Raw genomic sequence first — 19,331 nt, forward strand, 5'->3', positions numbered from 1 at the left:
ACAAACACCGGCTAACCCACTGAACAGAACTCATCGACATCAAAAGGAACTCGCCATGTCCATCCGTGAATTGCTCAACCCAACCAACTCCGCCCTGATCCTGATCGACCACCAGCCGCAGATGTCCTTCGGTGTGCAATCGATCGATCGCCAGACCCTGAAGAACAACACCGTGGCCCTGGCCAAAACGGCGAAGATCTTCAACGTGCCGACCATCCTGACCTCGGTGGAAACCGAAAGCTTCAGCGGTTTTATCTGGCCGGAATTGCTCGGTGTGTTCCCGGATCAACAGCCCATCGAGCGCACCTCGATGAACTCCTGGGAAGACAAGGCGCTGGTCGCCGCAGTCAAGGCTACCGGGCGCAAAAAGCTGATCATGGCGGCGCTGTGGACTGAGGTCTGCCTGAACTTCCCGGCGCTGGAAGCCCTGGCGGAAGGCTACGAGGTGTACATCGTTACCGATGCCTCCGGCGGCACCACCAAGGAAGCCCACGACATGTCCGTGCAACGGATGATCCAGGCCGGCGCGGTCCCGGTCACCTGGCAACAAGTGCTGCTCGAATACCAGCGTGACTGGGCTCACAAGGAAACCTACGACGCGGTGATGGAACTGGTCCGCGAACACAGCGGCGCCTATGGCATGGGCGTGGACTACGCCTACACCATGGTGCACAAGGCCCCGCAGCGGCAGGTCAAGTAAGCGAACGATCACCGGCCCTGAATTCAATACAGGGCCAAACCGGTGGGAGCGGGCTTGCTCGCGAAGGCGGAGTGTCAGTCGGCAGAGATGTTGCCTGACCCACCGCTTTCGCGAGCACGCTCGCTCCCACATTTTGATCTGTGTGAAACCAATCCCGCGACCACAGCCATTCCACTTGTAGGAGCGAGGCTTGCTCGCGAAAGCGGAGTGTCAGTCGGCAGAGAGGTTGTCTGGCCCAGCGCTTTCGCGAGCAAGCCCGCTCCCACATTTTGTCCTGTGTGAAGCCCAATCCCGCGACCGCAGCCATTCCCCTGTGGGAGCGGGCTTGCTCGCGAAAGCGGTCTGTCTGCAGCGGCAATGTTGGATTTGCTGCCGTCTACGCGGGCAAGCCTCGCTCCTACAGGGGGTTGTGAGTCCCACATTTGGTTGTGGTGAATCAGAAAGGCCCGAAGGTCAGTGGGTATTGGATGACGACATACACCCGGTCGATGTCATCGCCCGCCTGGGCCGTGTTGCCCCGATGGGAGACGTGGGACAGTTGCAGGGACAACCCCTTGGCCGACCCGGATTGCACGACGTAGTGCAAATCGATGTCGCGCTCCCAATGCCGTCCGCCATCGCCTTGTTGAGGAATGTACTGGCCGCTGTCCTCGTCGAACGGGTTGTAGGCGCCGCCCTTGGGCGCATGGGTGCCGTCGATGTCGCGACCGGTCACGTAGCGGGTCATGAACTTCAGCCCCGGAATGCCAAACGCACCCAGGTCGAGGTCGTAACGCGCCTGCCACGAACGTTCATGGGCACCGTTGAAGTCGGCGTATTTGATCGAGTTGGCCAGGTAGATGGAGTCGCCACCGACGAAATCGAACGGTGTGTCGCCGTTGATGTGTTGATAGGCCAGGGTGAAACCATGCGCGCCCAGGCTGTACTTGCCCGACACGCTGTAGGCCGTGTTGTCGATCGCACCCGCCAGCGCCCGGCCGGTGTCCTGCGTGTGGTACAGATTGGCGTCGAGGAACACATCCGATTGCTTGAAGTGCAGGTTGCCGTAGTACTGATGCCAGGTCTCGCTCAACTCGGAGGCATACAACGCACCGCCCACCGGGCTGTTGGTGAACAGATCGGCGCCCAGGAACGAAATCCCGCCGGCCTCGGTATTGGCACCGTAGCCATAAAAATCGTCCTTGCCCGATGAGCTGTCCTGGTTCTTGAACGCGGTGAAGTGCCCGGCCACCAGGTTCATGCCGTCGATTTCGCGGCTGTTCATCAGAAAACCCGTGGCGTACTCCGGTTGCAGGCGCTTGTCCGAGGTGTCGAACACCGGGGTTTCCACGGTCATTTCATCGAAGGCCAGGGTGGTGCGAGACGCCTTGAACTTGATCGCGCCGCCGCCACTGGAATAGTTGCTGTCGCTGCGACCGTCATCATTCACCGGCAGCAACCCGGTACCTGAATGCCCCTTGCCGCCATCCAGCTTGAGCCCGAAAAAACCATGGGCATCAAGGCCAACGCCAATCATGCCTTCGGTGAAACCGGATTCAAAAGTACCGATAAACCCTTGAGCCCACTCGGCTTTGTAGCTTTTGCCAGAGGGCGAGGGCGTTCGGTAGTCGCTGTTGAGGTAGAAGTTGCGACTCAGCACCCCAAGCGTTGCGCCTTCCAGAAAACCGGTGGGCGCCGGTTCGTCCGCCAGGGCCGTGCCAGTGAACAGTATCGACAACCACAGGCTGCGATTTAGCGAAGAAAACATCATCGATCGATCACCACGAGAGCAGCGACCGCGCAGGCAAGCCACGCAGTCGCTGGTGTTGCTTAATGGCCTTCGGACGCGCCAAACATGGTTTTGGCGTAGATCAGCCCCAGACCATACGAGCCGCCGTTGGCGATGGAGGTTTTCACGGTTTCTTCGTAGGTCTCGCTGCGCGCCCAGTCGCGTTGCAGTTCCAGCAGGTATTGCAGCGACGTCATGGGCCGGGCACCGAGCTGGATCATGCGTTGGATCGCCATGTCATGGGCCTCGATCGACACATCGCCACAAGCGTCGGCGATGAAGTACACCTCGAAACCCTGGTCGATGGCCGACAGCGCCGGGCCGACGATGCACACGGAGGTCCAGAGCCCGGCGAGGACGATTTTCTGCTTGCCGAACTTATTCACTTCAACTGCGATGCGCTCGTCTTCCCAGGTGTTCATGCTGGTGCGGTCGATCACGTTGTGTTCCGGGAACACCGACTTGATTTCATCGAAGATCGGCCCGGAAAAACTCTTCTCAGCCACGGTGGTGAGGATGGTCGAGACCTTGAAGCCACGAGCAGCCTTGGCCACCAGTGCGGCGTTGTTGCGCAGGGTCACGGCATCAATGGACTTGGTCGCGAAGGACATCTGCGACTGGTGATCGATCATGATCAGGGTGTGATCGGTAGGGGTCAGCAGGGTTTTGCCGGGAACTGCTTTTGCAATGGCCATCACGAGGTCCTTACGGGAGTGAGTGAAGGCTCATGGTTACGCAGATTCGGCTGGGGATATTGAGTCGGTGTGCTGTGTTTCGGGGGTTTGTGAGCCCTGCGCAACGTTCATTCATCGCGCAGGGCGTTGGATTATTGCTTCACATAGCGCCCCGGTGCCGACTCCAGCGTCGGGTACTGCGCGTTGCCGGTGCGCAGCGTAGAGGGCTGACGCTCCTCGGCGTGTTCGGCCAGCCAGACAAACCAGTCGTTCCACCAGCTACCTGGATCTTCGTCGTTCACAGATCCCCTGTGGGAGCGGGCTTGCTCGCGAAGAGGCCCGCCAGAACACCAAAGAGCCCGGCTCAAAAAAGGGACCCGCCGCTAAGCAAGTCCCCTGTGTGAAGCTCGTGTGACTTACCAGATCGGCAAGCTATAGCTGACGATCAACCGATTCTCATCCAGATCACTGCCAAAGTTAGTCGAACGCACGGTTGCATTGCGCCATTTCACGCCAACGTTCTTCAACGGGCCACTCTGCACGACATAACCGATATCGGTGTCGCGCTCCCATTCCTTCCCCTCTGGCCGATTCCCACCCAGATCAATATTGTCGCCAGTGAGGTAACGGGTCATGAAGGTCAGCCCCGGCACACCGATGGCTGCGAAGTTGTAGTCGTAGCGGGCCTGCCAGGATTTTTCATCCTTGCTGGCGAAGTCGCCGATCTGCACGAAGTTCACCAGGAACGCATCGGTGCCGTTGATGTAGGCAAACCCGGTGTCGCCGCTCATGCCCTGGTAACCCAGCCCCAACGCATGCCCGCCGAGGGTGTAGGTGAACATCGCCCCGAGCGCCTTGTTATCGACATTACTGCCGCCATCGTTGGTCGAGCGGGCGAAGCGCAGGTCACTCTTGAACGACTGGCCCGCCGTCACCGGCAACACGTAGGTCAGGTTGAGCAGATGCTGGCTGTACAGGTTATCGAGATGACCATAGCTGTAGCCGGTGGCGAGGTTGCTGGTCCATTTGTAGTTGAGGCTGGCGAAGTCGAAGCTGTCGCTGGTGGGATGCGGTGTGGTGATGCCTTTAGCGCCGGTCTTGGTGATGCTCATGTCTTCGTAATCGGAGGAATCGCGATGGTTGACCTGTTTCAGGCGCCCGCCGTCCACGGTCAGGCCGTCGACTTCCAGCGAGGTTAACTGACCGCCCTCGAACGTCTGCGGCAACAGTCGCGAATCGTTGGCCAGCACGGTCGGCAACTTCGGCAGCAAAGTGCCAAGTTTCAACGTGGTCTTGGACGCGCGCACCTTGGCGGTCACGCCCAGTTCGCCGTATTCATCCTGGGCACCTTTGCTCGTGGTGCGATGACGTTGCAGCACGCCGGAACCGGCACGATCCGGGCTGGAATCGAGTTTGACTCCGACCAAACCAATGGCATCGACGCCAAAGCCAATCAAGCCGTCGGTGAAACCGGACTCATAGCGCAGCAGGAAACCCTGGGCCCATTCCTCTTGCTTGGATTGCGCGGCGTTGTCCTGGCGCAAGTCTCGGTTGAAGTAGAAGTTGCGCAGCTCGAGGCTGGCCTTGCTGTCCTTGATAAAGTCCGCCGAGGCGGGAGCCGAGAGGCTGATGACGCCACCGGCCAATAACAGTCGGGTAGCGAGCGTGCGGGTGTGACGGTCCATGGTGAAGCCCCTTTGTTTTTATTTTTTTGGAATAGCGATTCACACACCCTCGCCAGACCGGCGAGGGCTTATTCAGTAAAAAACGCGAACGCCCAAAGAGAGGAGCGGGGGGCGCCGCGTGCGGTTCAATCGTTAGAACTGTTCGGCGCTCAGGCCATACAGCGAGCCACTGCCGGCGCGAATGGACTGCTCCAGGCTCAAGATCCGTGGCAGCAAGCGCTCGATGTAGAAGTCAGCCGTAGCGATCTTCGCGCCATAAAAATCCGGGTCGTCATTGCGCTTTTTCTTCGCTACCTGGGCCATCCGCGCCCAGAGCCAGGCGTAGGCGACATAGCCAAACAAATGCAGGTATTCCACCGACGCGGCCCCGACTTCATTGCGGTTGGTCGCGGCCTGGTCTTGCAGCCAGTCGCTGAGGTTTTCCAGGCGCTGCACGGCATCGAACAGTTGCTCGGCGTAAGGTGCAAAAGGCTGATGAGCGAAGTGGCGGATCTCGCCGGTGAACTGACGCAGGGCCGCGCCGCTGTCGGCCAGCACTTTGCGCCCGAGCAGGTCCAACGCCTGGATGCCGTTGGTGCCTTCGTAGATCTGCGCGATACGCACGTCACGCACCAATTGTTCCTGGCCCCATTCGCGGATGTAGCCATGGCCGCCGAACACTTGCTGGCCGTGGATGCAGCTTTCCAGGCCGGTGTCGGTGAAAAACGCCTTGGCCACCGGGGTCAGCAACGCGACCAGGGTTTGCGCGTTGTCGCGTTCCTGGGCGTCGTCGGAAAACTTCGCGAGGTCCAGTTGCTGGCCGACGTAACTGGCGAACGCACGGCCACCTTCGGTCATGGCTTTCATGCTGAGCAGCATGCGGCGCACGTCGGGGTGGACGATGATCGGGTCGGCAATCTGGTTCGGGGCCATGGCGCCGGTCGGCGAGCGGCTCTGCACACGCTCCCGCGCATACTTCACCGCGCTTTGATACGACGCCTCTGCACAACCGATGCCCTGAATGCCGATGGACAGGCGTTCGTAGTTCATCATGGTGAACATCGCCGCCAGGCCCTTATTCGCTTCGCCCACCAGCCAACCGCTGGCGCCGTCGAAGTTCATTACGCAGGTGGCCGAGGCCTTGATGCCCATCTTGTGTTCGATCGAGCCGCAACTCACGGCGTTGGCATGGCCGAGGGAACCGTCGGCATTGACCAGCACTTTGGGCACCACAAACAGCGAAATCCCCCGGGGGCCGGCCGGCGCGTCCGGCAGTTTGGCCAGCACCAGGTGGATGATGTTTTCGGTCAGGTCTTGATCGCCACCGGTGATGAAGATCTTGCTGCCGCTGAGGGTGTAACTGCCGTCGGCCTGGGGTTCAGCGCGGGTGCGGATCAGCCCCAGGTCCGTGCCGGCGTGGGCCTCGGTCAGGCACATGGAACCGGCCCAGCGGCCTTCGTACATCGGCGGCAAGTAAAGGCTCTTCAGCGCTTCACTGGCGTGAGCATCAATGGCCAGGCATGCGCCCGAACTCAACGCCGAATACAGCGCGAAGCTTGAGTTGGCGCCGTAGAGCATTTCTTCGAACTGCACCGCGAGCATCTTCGGCATGCCCATGCCGCCGAACTCGGCGTTGCCGGACAAACCGACCCAACCCCCTTCGATGTAAGTGGAATAGGCCTGTTTGAAACCGATCGGCGTCGTGACCTGGCCATAAACCCAATGCGCGCCTTCTTCGTCGCCGCTGCGATTGAGTGGCGCAATCAGGTGCGAGGTGACTTTGGCCGCTTCCGCAAGAATGGCGTCGGCGGTGTCGGCATCGACGCTGTCGGCCAGGGCCGACAGGCGTGCCCACAGGGCCGGGGCGTCGAACACTTCATGCAGCACGAAGCGCATGTCGCGCAGGGGAGCGTTGAATTCGGGCATAACGTGAACCTCTTTGGGACGGTGGGCACGGCGCCGCAACAGGTGCGCCGTGCTTTTTCAATCAGTGACTGGAAGCGCTGGCGGCGCCGAGGCCGGTCTGGGCACGCACGAACTGGTCGGCATAGGCGTCACGCTCCTTGTCGGCCCGCACGCTGCGGTCGAGGCGGGACACCACGACGATCACCAGGAACGCCAGCGGCATGGAGAACAGCGCCGGGTGGTCATACGGGAAGATCGCGTGGGCATGGCCGAGCACGGTGACCCACACGGCGGGCGACAGAATCACCAGCACCAGCGCGCAGATCAGACCGGCGAAACCGCCGAGGATCGCGCCTTGGGTGGTCAGGCCTTTCCAGTACATGGCCATGATCAGCACCGGGAAGTTGGTCGACGCGGCGATGCCGAAGGTCAGGCCCACGAGGAAGGCAACGTTCATCTTCTCGAACAGAATGCCCAGCAGAATCGCGACGATGCCCAGGCCGACCGTGGCCATGCGGGTCACGCGCATTTCCTGTTTCTCGCTGGCCTTGCCTTTCTTGAACACCGTGGCGTAGAGATCATGGGAAATCGCCGATGCACCGGCCAGAGCCAGCCCGGAGACCACCGCCAGAATGGTGGCGAACGCCACCGCCGCGAGAAAACCGAAGAACAGGTTGCCGCCCACCGCTTTGGCCAGGTGCATGGCGACCATGTTGCCGCCACCGATCAAGGCGCCGCCGACTTCACCGTTGACGTAGTACTGCGGGTCAGTGCCGATGATCACCATCGCCGCGAAGCCCAGGGTGCAGACCACGAGGAAGAAGAAACCGATGAAACCGGTGGCGTAGAACACCGACTTACGCGCTTCCTTGGCGTTCGGCACGGTGAAGAAACGCATCAGGATGTGCGGCAGGCCGGCAATCCCGAATACCAGGCCGAGGGACATCGACGCGGTGTTGATCGGGTCGGCGAGCATCGCGCCCGGGCCCATGATGTTCCAGCCGCTGGCATGGGCCTGGACCGCTTTGGTCGCGAGGGTTTCGTAGCTGAAACCGAACTGCGACATGGCCATGACCGCCAGGGTCGTACCGCCGGCCAGCAGTAACACCGCCTTGATGATTTGCACCCACGTGGTGGCGATCATGCCGCCGAAGATCACGTACACCAGCATCAGCGCGCCGACGATCACCACCGCCACCGGGTAGTCGAGGCCGAACAGCAATTTGATCAATTGGCCGGCGCCGACCATCTGCACGATCAGGTAGCAGCACACCACCGTCAGCGAACCGAACGCGGCGAAGATCCGCACTTTGTTCTGGTCCAGTCGATAAGAAACGATGTCGGCGAAGGTGTAACGCCCCAGATTGCGCAAGCGCTCGGCCATCAGAAAGGTGATGATCGGCCAGCCGACGAAGAAGCCGATGGTGTAGATGAAACCGTCGTAACCCTTGGCAAACACCAGGCTCGACAGCCCCAGCAACGTGGCGGCGGACATGTAGTCACCGGCAATCGCCAGACCGTTCTGGAACCCGGTGATGCCACCGCCCGCGGTGTAGAAATCCGAGGTGGATTTGGTCTGCCGCGCCGCCCACCAGGTGATGCAGAGTGTGCCGAGCACGAACACGAAGAACATGCTGATCGCGTTCAGGTTGAGCGGTTGCTTCTCTGCTGCTCCCGTCAGTGGGGCGGCGAGTACAACAGAGGCCGGCAATAGGCCAAGACCGGCCAAGGTCAGTTTCCTGAAGAGAGTCATCACTTGCTCTCCTCAAGAATCGCGGCGCCGAGCGCGTCGAAACGGGTATTGGCGCGGTAGACGTACCAGCCCGTCAGCAGCCAGGAAAAAATGATGATCGCCGCGCCGACCGGCATGCCCAGGGTCAACATTCGGTTTTCGCCCAAAGGGGCATGCAACCATTTGGGGGCAAACGCCACCACCAGCATGAACAGGTAGTAAGTGCCGAGCACCGTGGCACTCAACGTCCAGGCCAGGCGCGAACGGCTGCTGACCAGTTGAAGGAATTTCGGATTGGTGCGAATCCGTTCGCAGCGCTGGGTGTCGGTTGAATGGATGTCGATCATCGGTAGCTCCACATTGTTTTTGTTGTCGGTGTGTGTGGGCAGGGCCGTGCCGCCGAATTGCGCGTGCACGAGCCCGAAACGGCAGGTCCGGGACCTGCCGCTTGAAGGGTTAAGCGTCAGTGAGGGTTAGAGGGCCTGAGCCCGGTCGCGCAGCACGTACTTCTGGATCTTGCCCGTGGACGTCTTCGGCAACAGGGTGAAGATCACGGTGCGCGGCACTTTGAACCCGGCCAGATGCTCGCGGCAGAAGCTGATGATGTCCGCCTCGCGCACGTCCTGGTGATCGGCCTTCAAGGTGATAAAGGCGCACGGGGTTTCACCCCATTTTTCGTCGGGACGCGCAACCACCGCGGCTTCCATCACACCCGGATGGCGGTAGAGCACGCCTTCGAGCTCGATGGTGGAAATGTTCTCGCCGCCGGAAATGATGATGTCCTTGAGCCGATCCTTGATCTCGACATAACCGTCGGGATGACACACCGCCAGGTCGCCGGTGTGGAACCAGCCGCCTTCAAACGCCTCGGCTGTTGCGGTGGGGTTCTTCAGGTAGCCCTTCATCACGGTGTTGCCGCGCATGAAGATCTCGCCGATGGTTTTGCCGTCACGCGGGGTCGGTCTGAGGGTTGTCGAATTGCCGACCATCACACCTTCGAGCGTTGGATAGCGCACACCCTGGCGGGACTTGATCTGCGCGCGCTCATCCAGCGGCAATTCATCCCACTCGGCATGCCAGGCGCAGAGCGTTACCGGGCCGTAGGTTTCGGTCAGGCCGTAGACGTGGGTGACCTTGATGCCCATTTCTTCCACAGCGCCGATCACCTTGGCCGGCGGCGCGGCACCGGCGACCATGGCGTTGACCGGGTGATCGATCGCGGCTTTTGCCGAGTCCGGCATGTTGACCAGCGCATTGAGCACGATCGGCGCGCCGCACAGGTGTGTCACCTGGTGTTCGCGGATCAGTGTGAGGATTTTCTGCGGATCGACCCGACGCAAAAACACATGCACGCCGGCCAATGCGGTGATGGTCCACGGGTAGCACCAGCCGTTGCAATGGAACATCGGCAAGGTCCAGAGGTACACCGGGTGGTTGCCCATGGCCCAGGTCATCTGGTTGCCCAAGGCGTTCAGGTAGGCGCCGCGATGGTGATAGACCACGCCTTTCGGATTGCCAGTGGTGCCGGAGGTGTAGTTCAGCGAGATGGCTTGCCACTCGTCGTCCGGCCATTGCCAGGCGAATGTCGGATCGCCTTCGGCCAGCAGCGCTTCATAGTCCAGGTCGCTGACGGCCTGGCCTTCGCCATATTCCGGATCGTTGACGTCGATCACCAGCGGCGGGTGATCGAGCATGCCGATCGCTGCATGAATCACGTTGTGGAACTCGCGGTCGGTGATCAGCACCTTGGCTTCGCCGTGTTGCAGCATGAACGCGATGGCTTCGGCGTCCAGGCGCACGTTGAGCGGGTTGAGCACGGCGCCGATCATCGGCACACCGAAGTGCACTTCCAGCATCTCGGGGATGTTGGGCAGCATCACGGCAACGGTGTCGTCCTTGCCGATCCCGCGCCCGGCCAGCGCCGACGCCAGGCGTCGGCAGCGGCTGTAGGTCTGCGCCCAGGTACGGCGGATCGAACCGTGGATGACGGCGGGGTAGTCGGGGTAAACGTGGGCGGTGCGCTCGAGGAAGCTGAGCGGCGACAAGGCAATATGATTGACAGCCGTAGGGCTAAGCCCTTGTTCGAAGATCGACATGACGGGTACTCGGTGGCTGATTGTTAGCTCTATGGCTGACCTTTCAGCGTAGCCGCTGAAGTCAACTTTTATGTCCGGTGTGCTTTATATAACAATCTACCGAATATATGGAAGTACAACCTACGTTGTATAGTATATGTACTATAGATTATTCTTCTGGCGCTAAATGAATGCGGCCATTCCTCCAAGGCCGGTATATCCTTGGTTTCCCTAACGTAGCGGACCTGTGATGACGCCTGACTCTCCCTTATTGAGCTATGACCCACAGCCGAGTGTGCTGCTCGATAGCCAGGGTCAACCGCTGGAGTTGAACGCGGCGCTGCTGGCCTTGCTCGAGCAGAATCCGCACAGCCACGTGCTCGGGTTCTTGCCAAAGAATCATCGGGACCTGGTGCGCGCCTGTCTGGCGCAGCAGCGCGCCATCGAAGGGGTCGAGGCGGAGTTCCAGGCGCAAATTCTGATCTGGACGTTTATCCCGGACCCGCAGAACAACCGCGTGCTCGGCCGCTGCCAGGTGGCGACGACGCAAGTCTTGGCAGAACGCGAGGCGGCCACGGCGCGGCGCCTGTATCGGTTGATCATCGAGAACACCACTGACCTGATTTCCCGGCATACCCCCGACGGACGTTTTCTCGATGCGTCGCCGGCGTCCTGGACCTTGCTCGGCTATTGGCCCGAACAGTTGCGCGGGCAAATGGCCCAAGGCCTGTTCCACGGCCAGGACCTGGCCAACCTGGTGCAAACCGCCCGCGATGCGCTGGAGCAGGACGGTTATCACACGATGACCTATCGCATCCGCCATCGCGACGGGCATTACCTGTGGTTCGAAACCGCCAGCCGGGCGATTCGTGAAACCTACACCGGGGCGGTGGTGGAAGTGGTCTGCGTCTCCCGGGACATCACCGCCCGCGTGCAATCCGAAGAAAACCGCCGGCGTCTGGAAGACGAACTGGCGCATACCGCGCGCCTGGTGACGCTGGGGGAACTGGCCTCGGGCATTGCCCATGAAATCAACCAGCCACTGGCGGCGGTGGTGAACTATGCCAACGCCAGCCAACGCTATTTGCAGGCCCTGGGCACCAATCCGCAAGCCGCCGAGCGGGTGGCCCAAGGCCTGGAACGCATCACCTTGCACGCCACTCACGCCTCGGAAGTCATTCGCCGATTGCGCGGATTTCTGCGCAAGGGCCAACGGCGCATGCAGGCGCTGAACGTGGCCGATGTCGCCCGTGGCGCCGTGCGTTTGTGTGCCTGGGAGGCGACTCAGTGCCACGTGACAATTGAAGATCGCCTACCGGATAATCTGCCGCCCGTTTATGCCGACCGGGTGCAGCTGGAGCAGGTGCTGCTCAATCTGTTGCGCAATGCCATCGATGCCAACCGCGAACAACATCCGGGCCGGCCGTCACTGATCGTGATGGCGGCGGGGCAGGTCGGGGGCGCAGCGGTGGAGATCAGCGTGCACGATCAGGGGCCGGGTGTCAGCGAGTCACAGCTTGAGCAGATCTTCACCCCGTTCTACACCAGCAAGCCCGATGGCCTGGGCCTTGGCTTGTCCATGAGCCGCAGCATCATCGAAGGTTTCGGCGGCGAATTGCAGGCGCGCCGGCAACCGCTCGGGCTGCTGGTGTATTGCCGCTTGCCGCTGGCCGGCCCAACAAAACAACAACAGGAATAACGCAATGGCAGCAGTGACGGAGCACGTGGTGTACGTGGTCGACGATGATCAAGGCATGCTCGATTCGACGGTCTGGTTACTGGAGTCGGTGGGTTTGAAAGCCTTGCCGTTCACCAGCGGCGTCGAATTTCTCGAGGCCTGTGATGCGAAGCTCAATGCCTGCGTGCTGCTGGATGTGCGCATGCCCGGCATGGGCGGTTTGAACGTGCAGGAAGCCATGCGCGAGCGCGAACTAAAATTACCGATTATCTTCGTCAGCGGCCATGCCGATGTGCCTATCGTGGTCCGTGCCTTCAAGGCCGGTGCCCATGACTTCATCGAAAAACCCTACAACGAACAGTTGCTGCTCGACAGCGTGCAGCAGGCCCTGAGCAACTGCGCGGCGAATCGCTCGGGCAATGTCGGCCACGAAGAATTACAGACCCGCCTGCTCACGCTGACACCCCGGGAGCGCGATGTATTGCTGCCGTTGGTGCAGGGTTACACCACCCGGGAAATCGCCGAACAACTGGGCGTCAGCGCCAAAACCGTCGACCTGTATCGCTCGCGGGTAATGAAGCGCATGCAGGCCAATACCTTGCCGGATCTGGTGGGCATGGCCATCGCGGCGCAATTGGTCGATCCACTGAAACTGCGCTAAGCCAGACCGGACGTCCTGCCGGCGTCCTGACTGCCCGGGCGTGCGCTAGCATGAAAGATGAACAAATCGTTCATCGCCAAGTAGTCGAGCGCGTTCTCTGTCGATTTCGGGGACGGGAGGAGGCGTCTTGAAACCATTACTGCCCAGGCCCAGCACCTCAACGCTGAACATGTTGCGCCAAGGGTGCCTGCAACGCCTTGATGCTGTGCCGCAAACGTTAACGGAAAAAGCGCTCATCCCCGGCATCCCCAATGCCCGCTACTGGCTGGACCATGACCTGTCGTCCTTTATCCGGGATGCAGGTGAGGCCAATGTTCGAGAGTACGAGGCGTTCGGCAGTACCGAGGAACCGAATGACATGCTGCCGCTGGCCGATATGCTGGCCGTTTCGGGGGGCGGCGACGCCGGTACTTTCGCGGCGGGCATGATTGCGGGGTGGACGTTGAGTGGCACCCGGCCGGTGTTCAAAGTCGTCACCGGCATCAGTGCGGGGGCTTTGGTCGCGCCGTTCGCTTACCTGGGGCCCGAGTACGACGCGGTGATTCAAGGGATCTGCAACGGTATCGGCCCGAAAGACGTGTTCCATTCGCGAAATGTGCTGACCCGCCTGGCCAGCGACGGCATCGCGGACAGCAAGCCACTGTCGCGGCTGATCGCCAAGTACGTCACTGCCGAAGTGCTGGCGGCCATTGCCGCGCAATACGCCAAAGGACGCCTGCTGATGATTGGCACCACCGACCTGGACGCAGGGCGCCCGGTCACCTGGAACATGGGCGCGATTGCCGCCAGCGACGCACCGGGGGCGCTCGCGCTGTTTCGCAACATCATGGTCGCGTCGATGAGCATTCCCGGTGCCGTGTCACCGGTCATGATCGATGTCGAAGTTGACGGTAAACAGTTCCAGGAAATGCACGTCGATGGCGGCGTCCTGACTCAGGTGTTCCTTTACCCGCCGGCCACCGTCATGGAGCTGAACAAAGTGCCCGGCGCGCGCCTGCGTCGGGAGCGGCATTTCTATGTCATTCGCAACGGCAAACTCGAACCGCAATGGTCCGGCACCAAGCGCCGCACCTTGAGCATCGGCGGTCGAGCCATCAGCACGTTGATCCAGACCCAAGGCATCAGCGACCTGGATCGAATTTACCGAATTGCGCAGCAGGACGGGGCGGACTTCAATCTGGCGTACATCGGTGCGGATTTTCTCTGTCCGCGCAATCATAAATTCGATGGCGAGTACATGAAGCGCCTGTTCGATTACGCCTTTGAACGCAGCGCGAAAGGCTATCCGTGGCACAAATCGCCGAACAGCTAAGCGAGCGTCTGTTTGTCAAAGCAGGACACCAGAAAACCCATCACCGCCTGGACCGCCGGGATGTGGCGGATGTCGTTGTGCACCACCAGCCACACATCACGGGTCAGATCCGCCCCCACGGACGGCAGCGCTTGCAAACCATAGCGTTCACCCAGAAAACCGGGCAATGCCGCAACACCGGCGCCTGCCTGGGCGGCGGTGGCCTGGATGTTCAAATCATTGCTGCGCAGCAGGATCGGTCGATCCCCCGCCTGCTGCTTCAGCCAGGCCTGTTGCGGGGATTGTTCCATGGTTTCGTCGTAGGCGATGAAGGCCAGGTCTTGCGCGGCGGTCGTGGCTAAATAGTCCGCCGAGCCGTACAGGTAAAACGCCAGTGTCGCGACCTTGCGGGCCACCAGGTCCGGTTCCTTGGGGCGGCTCAGGCGCACGGCAATATCGGCTTCGCGCCGCGACAACGAAGCACTGCCCAGGCTGCCAATCAGTTGCAACGACAACTGCGGATAGTTCGCCCGCAACTCATTGAGGTGCGGCGCTATCAACGCGCAGGCCAGGGCGGGCGGGGCACTGACCGTGACTTCGCCGACGTAGCTGTCCTGCCCGGCCAATGCGGTGCGCTGAACCGCGAAGGACTCGCTTTCCATGCGTCTTCCCAACTGCGCAATACGTTCGCCGTCCTCGGTGATGACGTAGGCGCGCGGGCGCCGGTCCACCAACTTGAGGTTCAGCGAACTCTCCAGTGCACTGATGCGCCGCGCCACCGTGGCATGGTCGACCTTGAGCGTGCGGGCCGCCGCCGATAACGACTGTTCCTGGGCGAAAACGATGAAATAGCGCAGATCCTCCCAATCGAACATGGGCGTTTTCTCACATTAAGGGTGAATAAACAGGGAATTTTGCCCCATCGGCAAGCCTGCAAGAATCCTTCAAAACCTGATGAGCAGGTTTGAACGTTCACCGCACGCTTTGCCGAGGAAACAGTCATGTCTAAATCAACGCCGCTCGCGTACGCCGGTATTGTCGGCGCCACGTTTTTCTGGGGCACCAACTTCAATGCAGGCGCGTACATCATCAAGAGCATGGCACCGATCAGCGCGTCCATTGAGCGCTTTGCCCTCTCGACCCTGTTGCTGGTGCTGATTTTCAGTCTGGCCGGAAAACTGCGGCTCAGCACGCTGAAAAACAATCTGCCGGCCTTTATCGGTTTGGGCCTGCTCGGATTCACCGCGTTCAGCCTCGCGACCTTCTTTGGCCTGCAAACCACCACACCGATTAACGGCGCGCTGATCCTGGCGACTACGCCGCTGTGGACCATGATCTTTGCCGTATTGCTGGAAGGCGAACGCATTGATCGCGGCCGCGCCATCGGCCTGATATTGGGCTTGCTGGGCGTTGGCCTGGTGATCACTCGCGGGGATATCCAGGTGCTGCTCGGGCTGAAAATGGCGAGCGGTGACGCGATGATCCTGGCCGGCAGCATGGCCTGGGCGGCGAACATGGTCGGCACCCGGCGCTTTGTCAAAGACTCGACGCCGCTGGAAACGACGACGTTTTCCATGTTGTTCGGGGTCATCGGATTGATCGTGCTGGGCTTCATCTATGAAGATCCGCTGGCCGATATCCGCAACGCGTCGCTGGCCATTCATGGTGCGGTCATCTACCTGGCGGTCTTTGGTTCATTGATCGCGTACTTGCTGTGGTTCAAAGGCATCCATGCCATTGGCGCCGCGCGGACCTCGATTTTCTTCAACCTGGCGCCTGTGTTCACCATGTTGGTGTCGTCGATCCTGGGGGTGTTGCCCAATGTCTGGCAATTGCTCGGTGCGGCTGGCGTCATCCTGGGGGTGGTGTTTGCTTCGGGTCTGGTCTTCAGCCCCGATCAACCCAAGCCGATCATGTCCCGGTGAACCTCCAGGGCATTACGTTCCACCCAGTTGTGCGCCAGCAGGCCGTCCGGACGCACTTCCCAGACGGCGGTTCCAAGCATTTCGAAAGGGCTGTTGCAGGAACGGCCACCGATAAACCCACGGTTCTTCCCGGCCAGTTTCCAGCGCGAGGCGACGCGGGTGCCTTGGGCATTCTGGAACGTCTCGATGGCGCCGAATTCGAAGTCTTCGATCGTCGACAGGAAGGCGCCAATCCAGCGGATGAAGGCTTCGCGACCGACGATATCCATACCACCGGACGTGATCACGAAGTCTTCGGCGACGAAGCGCGCGGCAGCTTGCGGGTCTTTTGCCTGCCACACCTCGCGCCAAAAGCTTTCTACGATTTCTACGGCTGTGTTGTTAGTCATTTCGAACCCCTCGTTTCAGATTGAGTACGATGTTCGGTGCTTGCTATCCAGAACTCAAACGCATAAATCTTATGGCATCCAGTTGAAAGGCGAATTCATCATGCAAACCAGCGACCTTGAGATCGACCTGCTGCGGGCATTTATTGCGGTGGCGGAAACGGGCAGTTTTACTGCCGCAGGGGACGTGATTGCGCGATCACAATCGGCGGTCAGCCAGAAGGTTATCCGGCTGGAAGACATACTCGGTTTTCGTGTATTCGAGCGCACCAGCCGCGCGCTGACCCTGACGCCCGATGGCGAACGTCTGCTGGTGGGGGCGCGTAAGTTGATGGTGCATTTCGATACCTTCATCCGCGATATCAAGGCGCCTGCAACGGTGACACTGCTGCGTCTGGGGATCTCTGAGAACCTGGTGCTTACGCAACTGCCCACGTTGTTATCGCGCTTTTGCAAGGTGTATCCCGATATTCAACTGGAGCTCACCACCGGCCTGAGCCACGACTTGCTGGCCGATCACGAAGCCGGGTTGCTGGACGTGGTGATTGCCAAGCAAAGAGCCGGTCCGACGGCGCAGCGGGGTCGAGTCATCTGGCGCGAACCGTTGGTCTGGATCGCCGCGAAGGATTACGCCATGGAAGCCTCCAGACCCGTGCGGCTGGTGATGATGCGGCCGCCCTGCGCGTACCGGGCCATCATGATCGACGCCCTGGCTTCGGTGCGACGGGAATGGGTTTCGGCGTGCGTGGCCAGCAACTTGATGGGGGTTCAGGCCGCCGTTGCCGGCGGGCTGGGGATTACCGCGTTGGGAACGTCGTTTCTGCAAGAAGGCATGCGGATTCTGGAACCGTCGGAAAAGTTGCCTACCTTACCCAGCACCGAAGTGTCGGTGATTGGCGACGACGTCCGCACCCGGCATCTTGTCCAGCCTCTGGTGTCGCTGCTGACGGAAGGGCTGATGTCGGGCACTCGGCTGACTTGATGAACTCAGCCGACCGGCTCGGCCGTACAACTCATGGCCGCTGAACCTGGCTTCTGGAAAAGCACCCCGTTGTCGGTTTGCCAGAAGCTGTAGCTCCCCTGTTTATCCTTGCCGGTGTATCGGGTGCCCGAATCGCTCGGCACCTGGTTCAGGGTGATCGAGCTATTCGCCCATTTCAGGTACACGGCACCGGGTTGAGTGAGGTAGAACGTGGCAGCAATCAGCGCGTTCAACCCGCTGCAGCGAAAAGCCAGTGGGCCTTCGGTGAGTCTGTCGGGATCCTTGGTTCTCACGATTGCCGAGCCTTGACGCAACTGGTGAGCGCGCGCTGCATAGCTGCGGATCGCACAGGCCTTGGGATCCGGATCGGCGCCACACTGATTGCGGTCGTTCATCCAGAACTGCTGGTCGATCACGATTTTGTCCGGGCGCGGAACGGCACGTTCATCGGTGAGCGCCAGGCGATAGAGACGCATCAGTTCGATATCCATCTGCTTCAATTGCGGGTCGCGACAGATCAGCTTCTCGACGGAGGCCTTTGCCTGGGTGCAGTCGAAAGTGGTCTTGATCGGCGCAGGAGGCTCAGCGTCGGCATCCGTCGCCGCATACACGTTGGCAGCGAACAGACAGGTGAAAAGGGCCGTGACCGTATTCATGGTGGCTTCACCCGGAACATTGACTGAAATGGACTATAACCCCAAGCGGGTGAAGTTCCACTCAGATACGTCGCCCGGATGCTTCGGTTCGAGACGAAGCGTGCACTACGCTGTAGGCATCCATCTTGAGGGAATGGAAATGCGCCTGATCACCCTGCTTATATGGCTGTGCATCACCGGCTGCACCCAAGATGTTGCCGACCTCAAGCTACCGACTACCCAGATCACCCAGCTTAAGGTGCCGAAACTGACTTACCTGGGAGTAGGCGGATGGTTGGTGCAATGGAGAAACGAAGCCCTGCTGTTTGCTCCCTCATTCAGCAACCCGTCGTTTCCGCCCATTCTGGTTTCGCCAGATCATGAAAGGATTGATCGGTACATGCCAAAGGCATCCGACGTGACTGTCCTGCTTATTGGCCATTCCCACTACGATCACCTGTTGGATGTTCCCCGGGTCATGCAGAAATACACTCCTCGTGCCAAAGCCTACGGACCGGAGACAGCCGGCCACATACTGGCGGCTGCCCGGCCTCGACTGAACTTTGAAAATGTTGAGCCGAAGATGGCGAAAGTGACCTGTAACGAAGATGGAGAAACACACTGCCGTGCGGCAAAGACCGGAACCTGGATAAGCGCCGGGCCTTTCCGTTTCATGCCCATCGAAAGCAAGCATGCCCCGCATATCTTGGGAATGGATTTACTTCCGGGCGCCTATTGCCAAGACCTGTCGACATTCCCCAGAACAGTGTGGGGGTGGAAGGAGGGCACTACACTCGCATGGCTTGTGGATCTGGTCGACGACACTGGAAAAACGGTCTATCGCATCCACTATCAAGACTCCGCCAGTAGCCCGCCCATGGGTTTTCCTCCCCTATCGGTAGACGCAAAGCGCGTTGACGTTGAAATCCTCGCAGCAGCGTCATGGAGTCAGGTCAATCAATATCCTTCGGCGTTGTTGAGGGTGACCAGACCGCGATTGCTTGCACTAGGGCACTGGGAGGATTTTTTTGGAAACGATCCGTACAAACCTGAAGTTTCGAGGCTGCAAAAGGAACCGGAGTTGATCAAAAAGATCTGCGAGACTCATCCTCAACTTCCGGTTGTCATGCCGTATCCGCTCACGGATGTCCCGCTTCCTGCGCCTGATCCCAGCGGACGCAGAGGGCCGGAAGGGAAGTGCGGGAGTATTTGAATCCGGATACAAAAACGCCCCGACAGGTCGTCAGGGCGTTTC

Annotated in this window: 18 protein-coding genes; 7 read left to right on the forward strand and 11 right to left on the reverse strand. The window is 60.3% G+C overall.

What is annotated here, in order from left to right; all coding sequences use genetic code 11:
* Positions 1–55: 55 nt before the first annotated feature.
* On the forward strand, positions 56–700 hold the full coding sequence (locus HB680_RS15725; protein ID WP_213939540.1) for a hydrolase: 645 nt from the start codon (positions 56–58) through the stop codon (positions 698–700).
* Positions 701–1,136: 436 nt separating this feature from the next.
* On the opposite strand, the gene HB680_RS15730 is transcribed toward HB680_RS15725, so the two are convergent.
* From HB680_RS15730 to HB680_RS15765, 8 genes are all read right to left on the reverse strand, one after another.
* On the reverse strand, positions 1,137–2,450 hold the full coding sequence (locus HB680_RS15730; protein WP_213939541.1) for an OprD family porin: 1,314 nt from the start codon (positions 2,448–2,450) through the stop codon (positions 1,137–1,139).
* A gap of 59 nt (positions 2,451–2,509) precedes the next feature.
* Positions 2,510–3,163: a hydrolase gene (locus HB680_RS15735; protein ID WP_213939542.1), complete on the reverse strand. Its 654-nt coding sequence runs from the start codon at positions 3,161–3,163 to the stop codon at positions 2,510–2,512.
* A gap of 131 nt (positions 3,164–3,294) precedes the next feature.
* Entirely contained in the window at positions 3,295–3,444 is a 150-nt protein-coding gene (locus HB680_RS15740; protein WP_213939690.1) for a hypothetical protein, read from the reverse strand.
* A 114-nt stretch (positions 3,445–3,558) separates the two neighbouring features.
* Positions 3,559–4,827 carry an OprD family porin gene (locus HB680_RS15745; RefSeq protein WP_213939543.1) on the reverse strand — a complete coding sequence of 423 codons (1,269 nt, stop codon included), beginning with the start codon at positions 4,825–4,827 and terminating at the stop codon, positions 3,559–3,561.
* Between the two features lie 132 nt (positions 4,828–4,959).
* Positions 4,960–6,732 (reverse strand): acyl-CoA dehydrogenase C-terminal domain-containing protein, encoded by a 1,773-nt coding sequence (locus tag HB680_RS15750; protein WP_213939544.1) that lies wholly within the window; start codon positions 6,730–6,732, stop codon positions 4,960–4,962.
* A gap of 61 nt (positions 6,733–6,793) precedes the next feature.
* A complete protein-coding gene (locus HB680_RS15755) occupies positions 6,794–8,464 on the reverse strand; it encodes a cation acetate symporter (protein ID WP_213939545.1) in 1,671 nt (556 codons plus the stop codon).
* A complete protein-coding gene (locus HB680_RS15760; protein WP_213939546.1) occupies positions 8,464–8,790 on the reverse strand; it encodes a DUF485 domain-containing protein in 327 nt (108 codons plus the stop codon). Before HB680_RS15760 ends, HB680_RS15755 begins: the two co-directional genes overlap by 1 nt.
* Before the next feature lie 126 nt (positions 8,791–8,916).
* Entirely contained in the window at positions 8,917–10,539 is a 1,623-nt protein-coding gene (locus HB680_RS15765; RefSeq protein WP_213939547.1) for an acyl-CoA synthetase, read from the reverse strand.
* A 229-nt stretch (positions 10,540–10,768) separates the two neighbouring features.
* On the opposite strand from HB680_RS15765, the gene HB680_RS15770 reads away from it, so the two are divergent.
* The 3 genes from HB680_RS15770 (at position 10,769) to HB680_RS15780 (ending at position 14,169) form a co-directional block, all read left to right on the forward strand.
* Positions 10,769–12,217 (forward strand): PAS domain S-box protein, encoded by a 1,449-nt coding sequence (locus HB680_RS15770; RefSeq protein WP_213939548.1) that lies wholly within the window; start codon positions 10,769–10,771, stop codon positions 12,215–12,217.
* A 4-nt stretch (positions 12,218–12,221) separates the two neighbouring features.
* Positions 12,222–12,857 (forward strand): response regulator transcription factor, encoded by a 636-nt coding sequence (locus HB680_RS15775; protein WP_213939549.1) that lies wholly within the window; start codon positions 12,222–12,224, stop codon positions 12,855–12,857.
* Between the two features lie 127 nt (positions 12,858–12,984).
* Positions 12,985–14,169: a patatin-like phospholipase family protein gene (locus tag HB680_RS15780; protein ID WP_256735550.1), complete on the forward strand. Its 1,185-nt coding sequence runs from the start codon at positions 12,985–12,987 to the stop codon at positions 14,167–14,169.
* Here HB680_RS15780 and HB680_RS15785 read toward each other — a convergent pair.
* Positions 14,166–15,023 carry a LysR family transcriptional regulator gene (locus HB680_RS15785; RefSeq protein ID WP_213939550.1) on the reverse strand — a complete coding sequence of 286 codons (858 nt, stop codon included), beginning with the start codon at positions 15,021–15,023 and terminating at the stop codon, positions 14,166–14,168. The two genes, HB680_RS15780 and HB680_RS15785, sit on opposite strands and share 4 nt — an antisense overlap.
* 126 nt (positions 15,024–15,149) lie before the next feature.
* Here HB680_RS15785 and HB680_RS15790 point away from each other — a divergent pair, with 126 nt between their 5' ends.
* The gene (locus HB680_RS15790; protein WP_213939551.1) at positions 15,150–16,073 is read left to right on the forward strand and encodes a DMT family transporter; all 924 of its coding nucleotides are present in this window, start codon (positions 15,150–15,152) and stop codon (positions 16,071–16,073) included.
* On the opposite strand, the gene HB680_RS15795 is transcribed toward HB680_RS15790, so the two are convergent.
* Positions 16,046–16,462, reverse strand: a complete 417-nt coding sequence (locus HB680_RS15795; protein ID WP_213939552.1) for a nuclear transport factor 2 family protein — start codon at positions 16,460–16,462, stop codon at positions 16,046–16,048. The two genes, HB680_RS15790 and HB680_RS15795, sit on opposite strands and share 28 nt — an antisense overlap.
* Before the next feature lie 100 nt (positions 16,463–16,562).
* Between HB680_RS15795 and HB680_RS15800 the strand changes: the two genes are divergently transcribed.
* On the forward strand, positions 16,563–17,441 hold the full coding sequence (locus HB680_RS15800; protein WP_213939553.1) for a LysR substrate-binding domain-containing protein: 879 nt from the start codon (positions 16,563–16,565) through the stop codon (positions 17,439–17,441).
* A 5-nt stretch (positions 17,442–17,446) separates the two neighbouring features.
* On the opposite strand, the gene HB680_RS15805 is transcribed toward HB680_RS15800, so the two are convergent.
* Positions 17,447–18,097, reverse strand: a complete 651-nt coding sequence (locus tag HB680_RS15805) for an MliC family protein (RefSeq protein WP_213939554.1) — start codon at positions 18,095–18,097, stop codon at positions 17,447–17,449.
* Between HB680_RS15805 and HB680_RS15810 the strand changes: the two genes are divergently transcribed.
* Complete coding sequence (locus HB680_RS15810) at positions 18,084–19,289, forward strand: MBL fold metallo-hydrolase (protein WP_256735551.1); 1,206 nt, start codon at positions 18,084–18,086, stop codon at positions 19,287–19,289. The two genes, HB680_RS15805 and HB680_RS15810, sit on opposite strands and share 14 nt — an antisense overlap.
* Positions 19,290–19,331: the final 42 nt, after the last annotated feature.

The organism is Pseudomonas sp. dw_612, from assembly GCF_018449725.1.
In the GTDB taxonomy this organism is placed as follows: domain Bacteria; phylum Pseudomonadota; class Gammaproteobacteria; order Pseudomonadales; family Pseudomonadaceae; genus Aquipseudomonas.

Coding starts and splice junctions, on each gene's coding strand:
- HB680_RS15750 (WP_213939544.1), bottom strand. CDS start 6,732: ATGCCCGAATTCAACGCTCCCCTGCGCGACATGCGCTTCGTGCTGCAT.
- HB680_RS15745 (WP_213939543.1), bottom strand. CDS start 4,827: ATGGACCGTCACACCCGCACGCTCGCTACCCGACTGTTATTGGCCGGT.
- HB680_RS15785 (WP_213939550.1), bottom strand. CDS start 15,023: ATGTTCGATTGGGAGGATCTGCGCTATTTCATCGTTTTCGCCCAGGAA.
- HB680_RS15795 (WP_213939552.1), bottom strand. CDS start 16,462: ATGACTAACAACACAGCCGTAGAAATCGTAGAAAGCTTTTGGCGCGAG.
- HB680_RS15730 (WP_213939541.1), bottom strand. CDS start 2,450: ATGATGTTTTCTTCGCTAAATCGCAGCCTGTGGTTGTCGATACTGTTC.
- HB680_RS15790 (WP_213939551.1), top strand. CDS start 15,150: ATGTCTAAATCAACGCCGCTCGCGTACGCCGGTATTGTCGGCGCCACG.
- HB680_RS15760 (WP_213939546.1), bottom strand. CDS start 8,790: ATGATCGACATCCATTCAACCGACACCCAGCGCTGCGAACGGATTCGC.
- HB680_RS15765 (WP_213939547.1), bottom strand. CDS start 10,539: ATGTCGATCTTCGAACAAGGGCTTAGCCCTACGGCTGTCAATCATATT.
- HB680_RS15775 (WP_213939549.1), top strand. CDS start 12,222: ATGGCAGCAGTGACGGAGCACGTGGTGTACGTGGTCGACGATGATCAA.
- HB680_RS15770 (WP_213939548.1), top strand. CDS start 10,769: ATGACGCCTGACTCTCCCTTATTGAGCTATGACCCACAGCCGAGTGTG.
- HB680_RS15735 (WP_213939542.1), bottom strand. CDS start 3,163: ATGGCCATTGCAAAAGCAGTTCCCGGCAAAACCCTGCTGACCCCTACC.
- HB680_RS15805 (WP_213939554.1), bottom strand. CDS start 18,097: ATGAATACGGTCACGGCCCTTTTCACCTGTCTGTTCGCTGCCAACGTG.
- HB680_RS15725 (WP_213939540.1), top strand. CDS start 56: ATGTCCATCCGTGAATTGCTCAACCCAACCAACTCCGCCCTGATCCTG.
- HB680_RS15800 (WP_213939553.1), top strand. CDS start 16,563: ATGCAAACCAGCGACCTTGAGATCGACCTGCTGCGGGCATTTATTGCG.
- HB680_RS15755 (WP_213939545.1), bottom strand. CDS start 8,464: ATGACTCTCTTCAGGAAACTGACCTTGGCCGGTCTTGGCCTATTGCCG.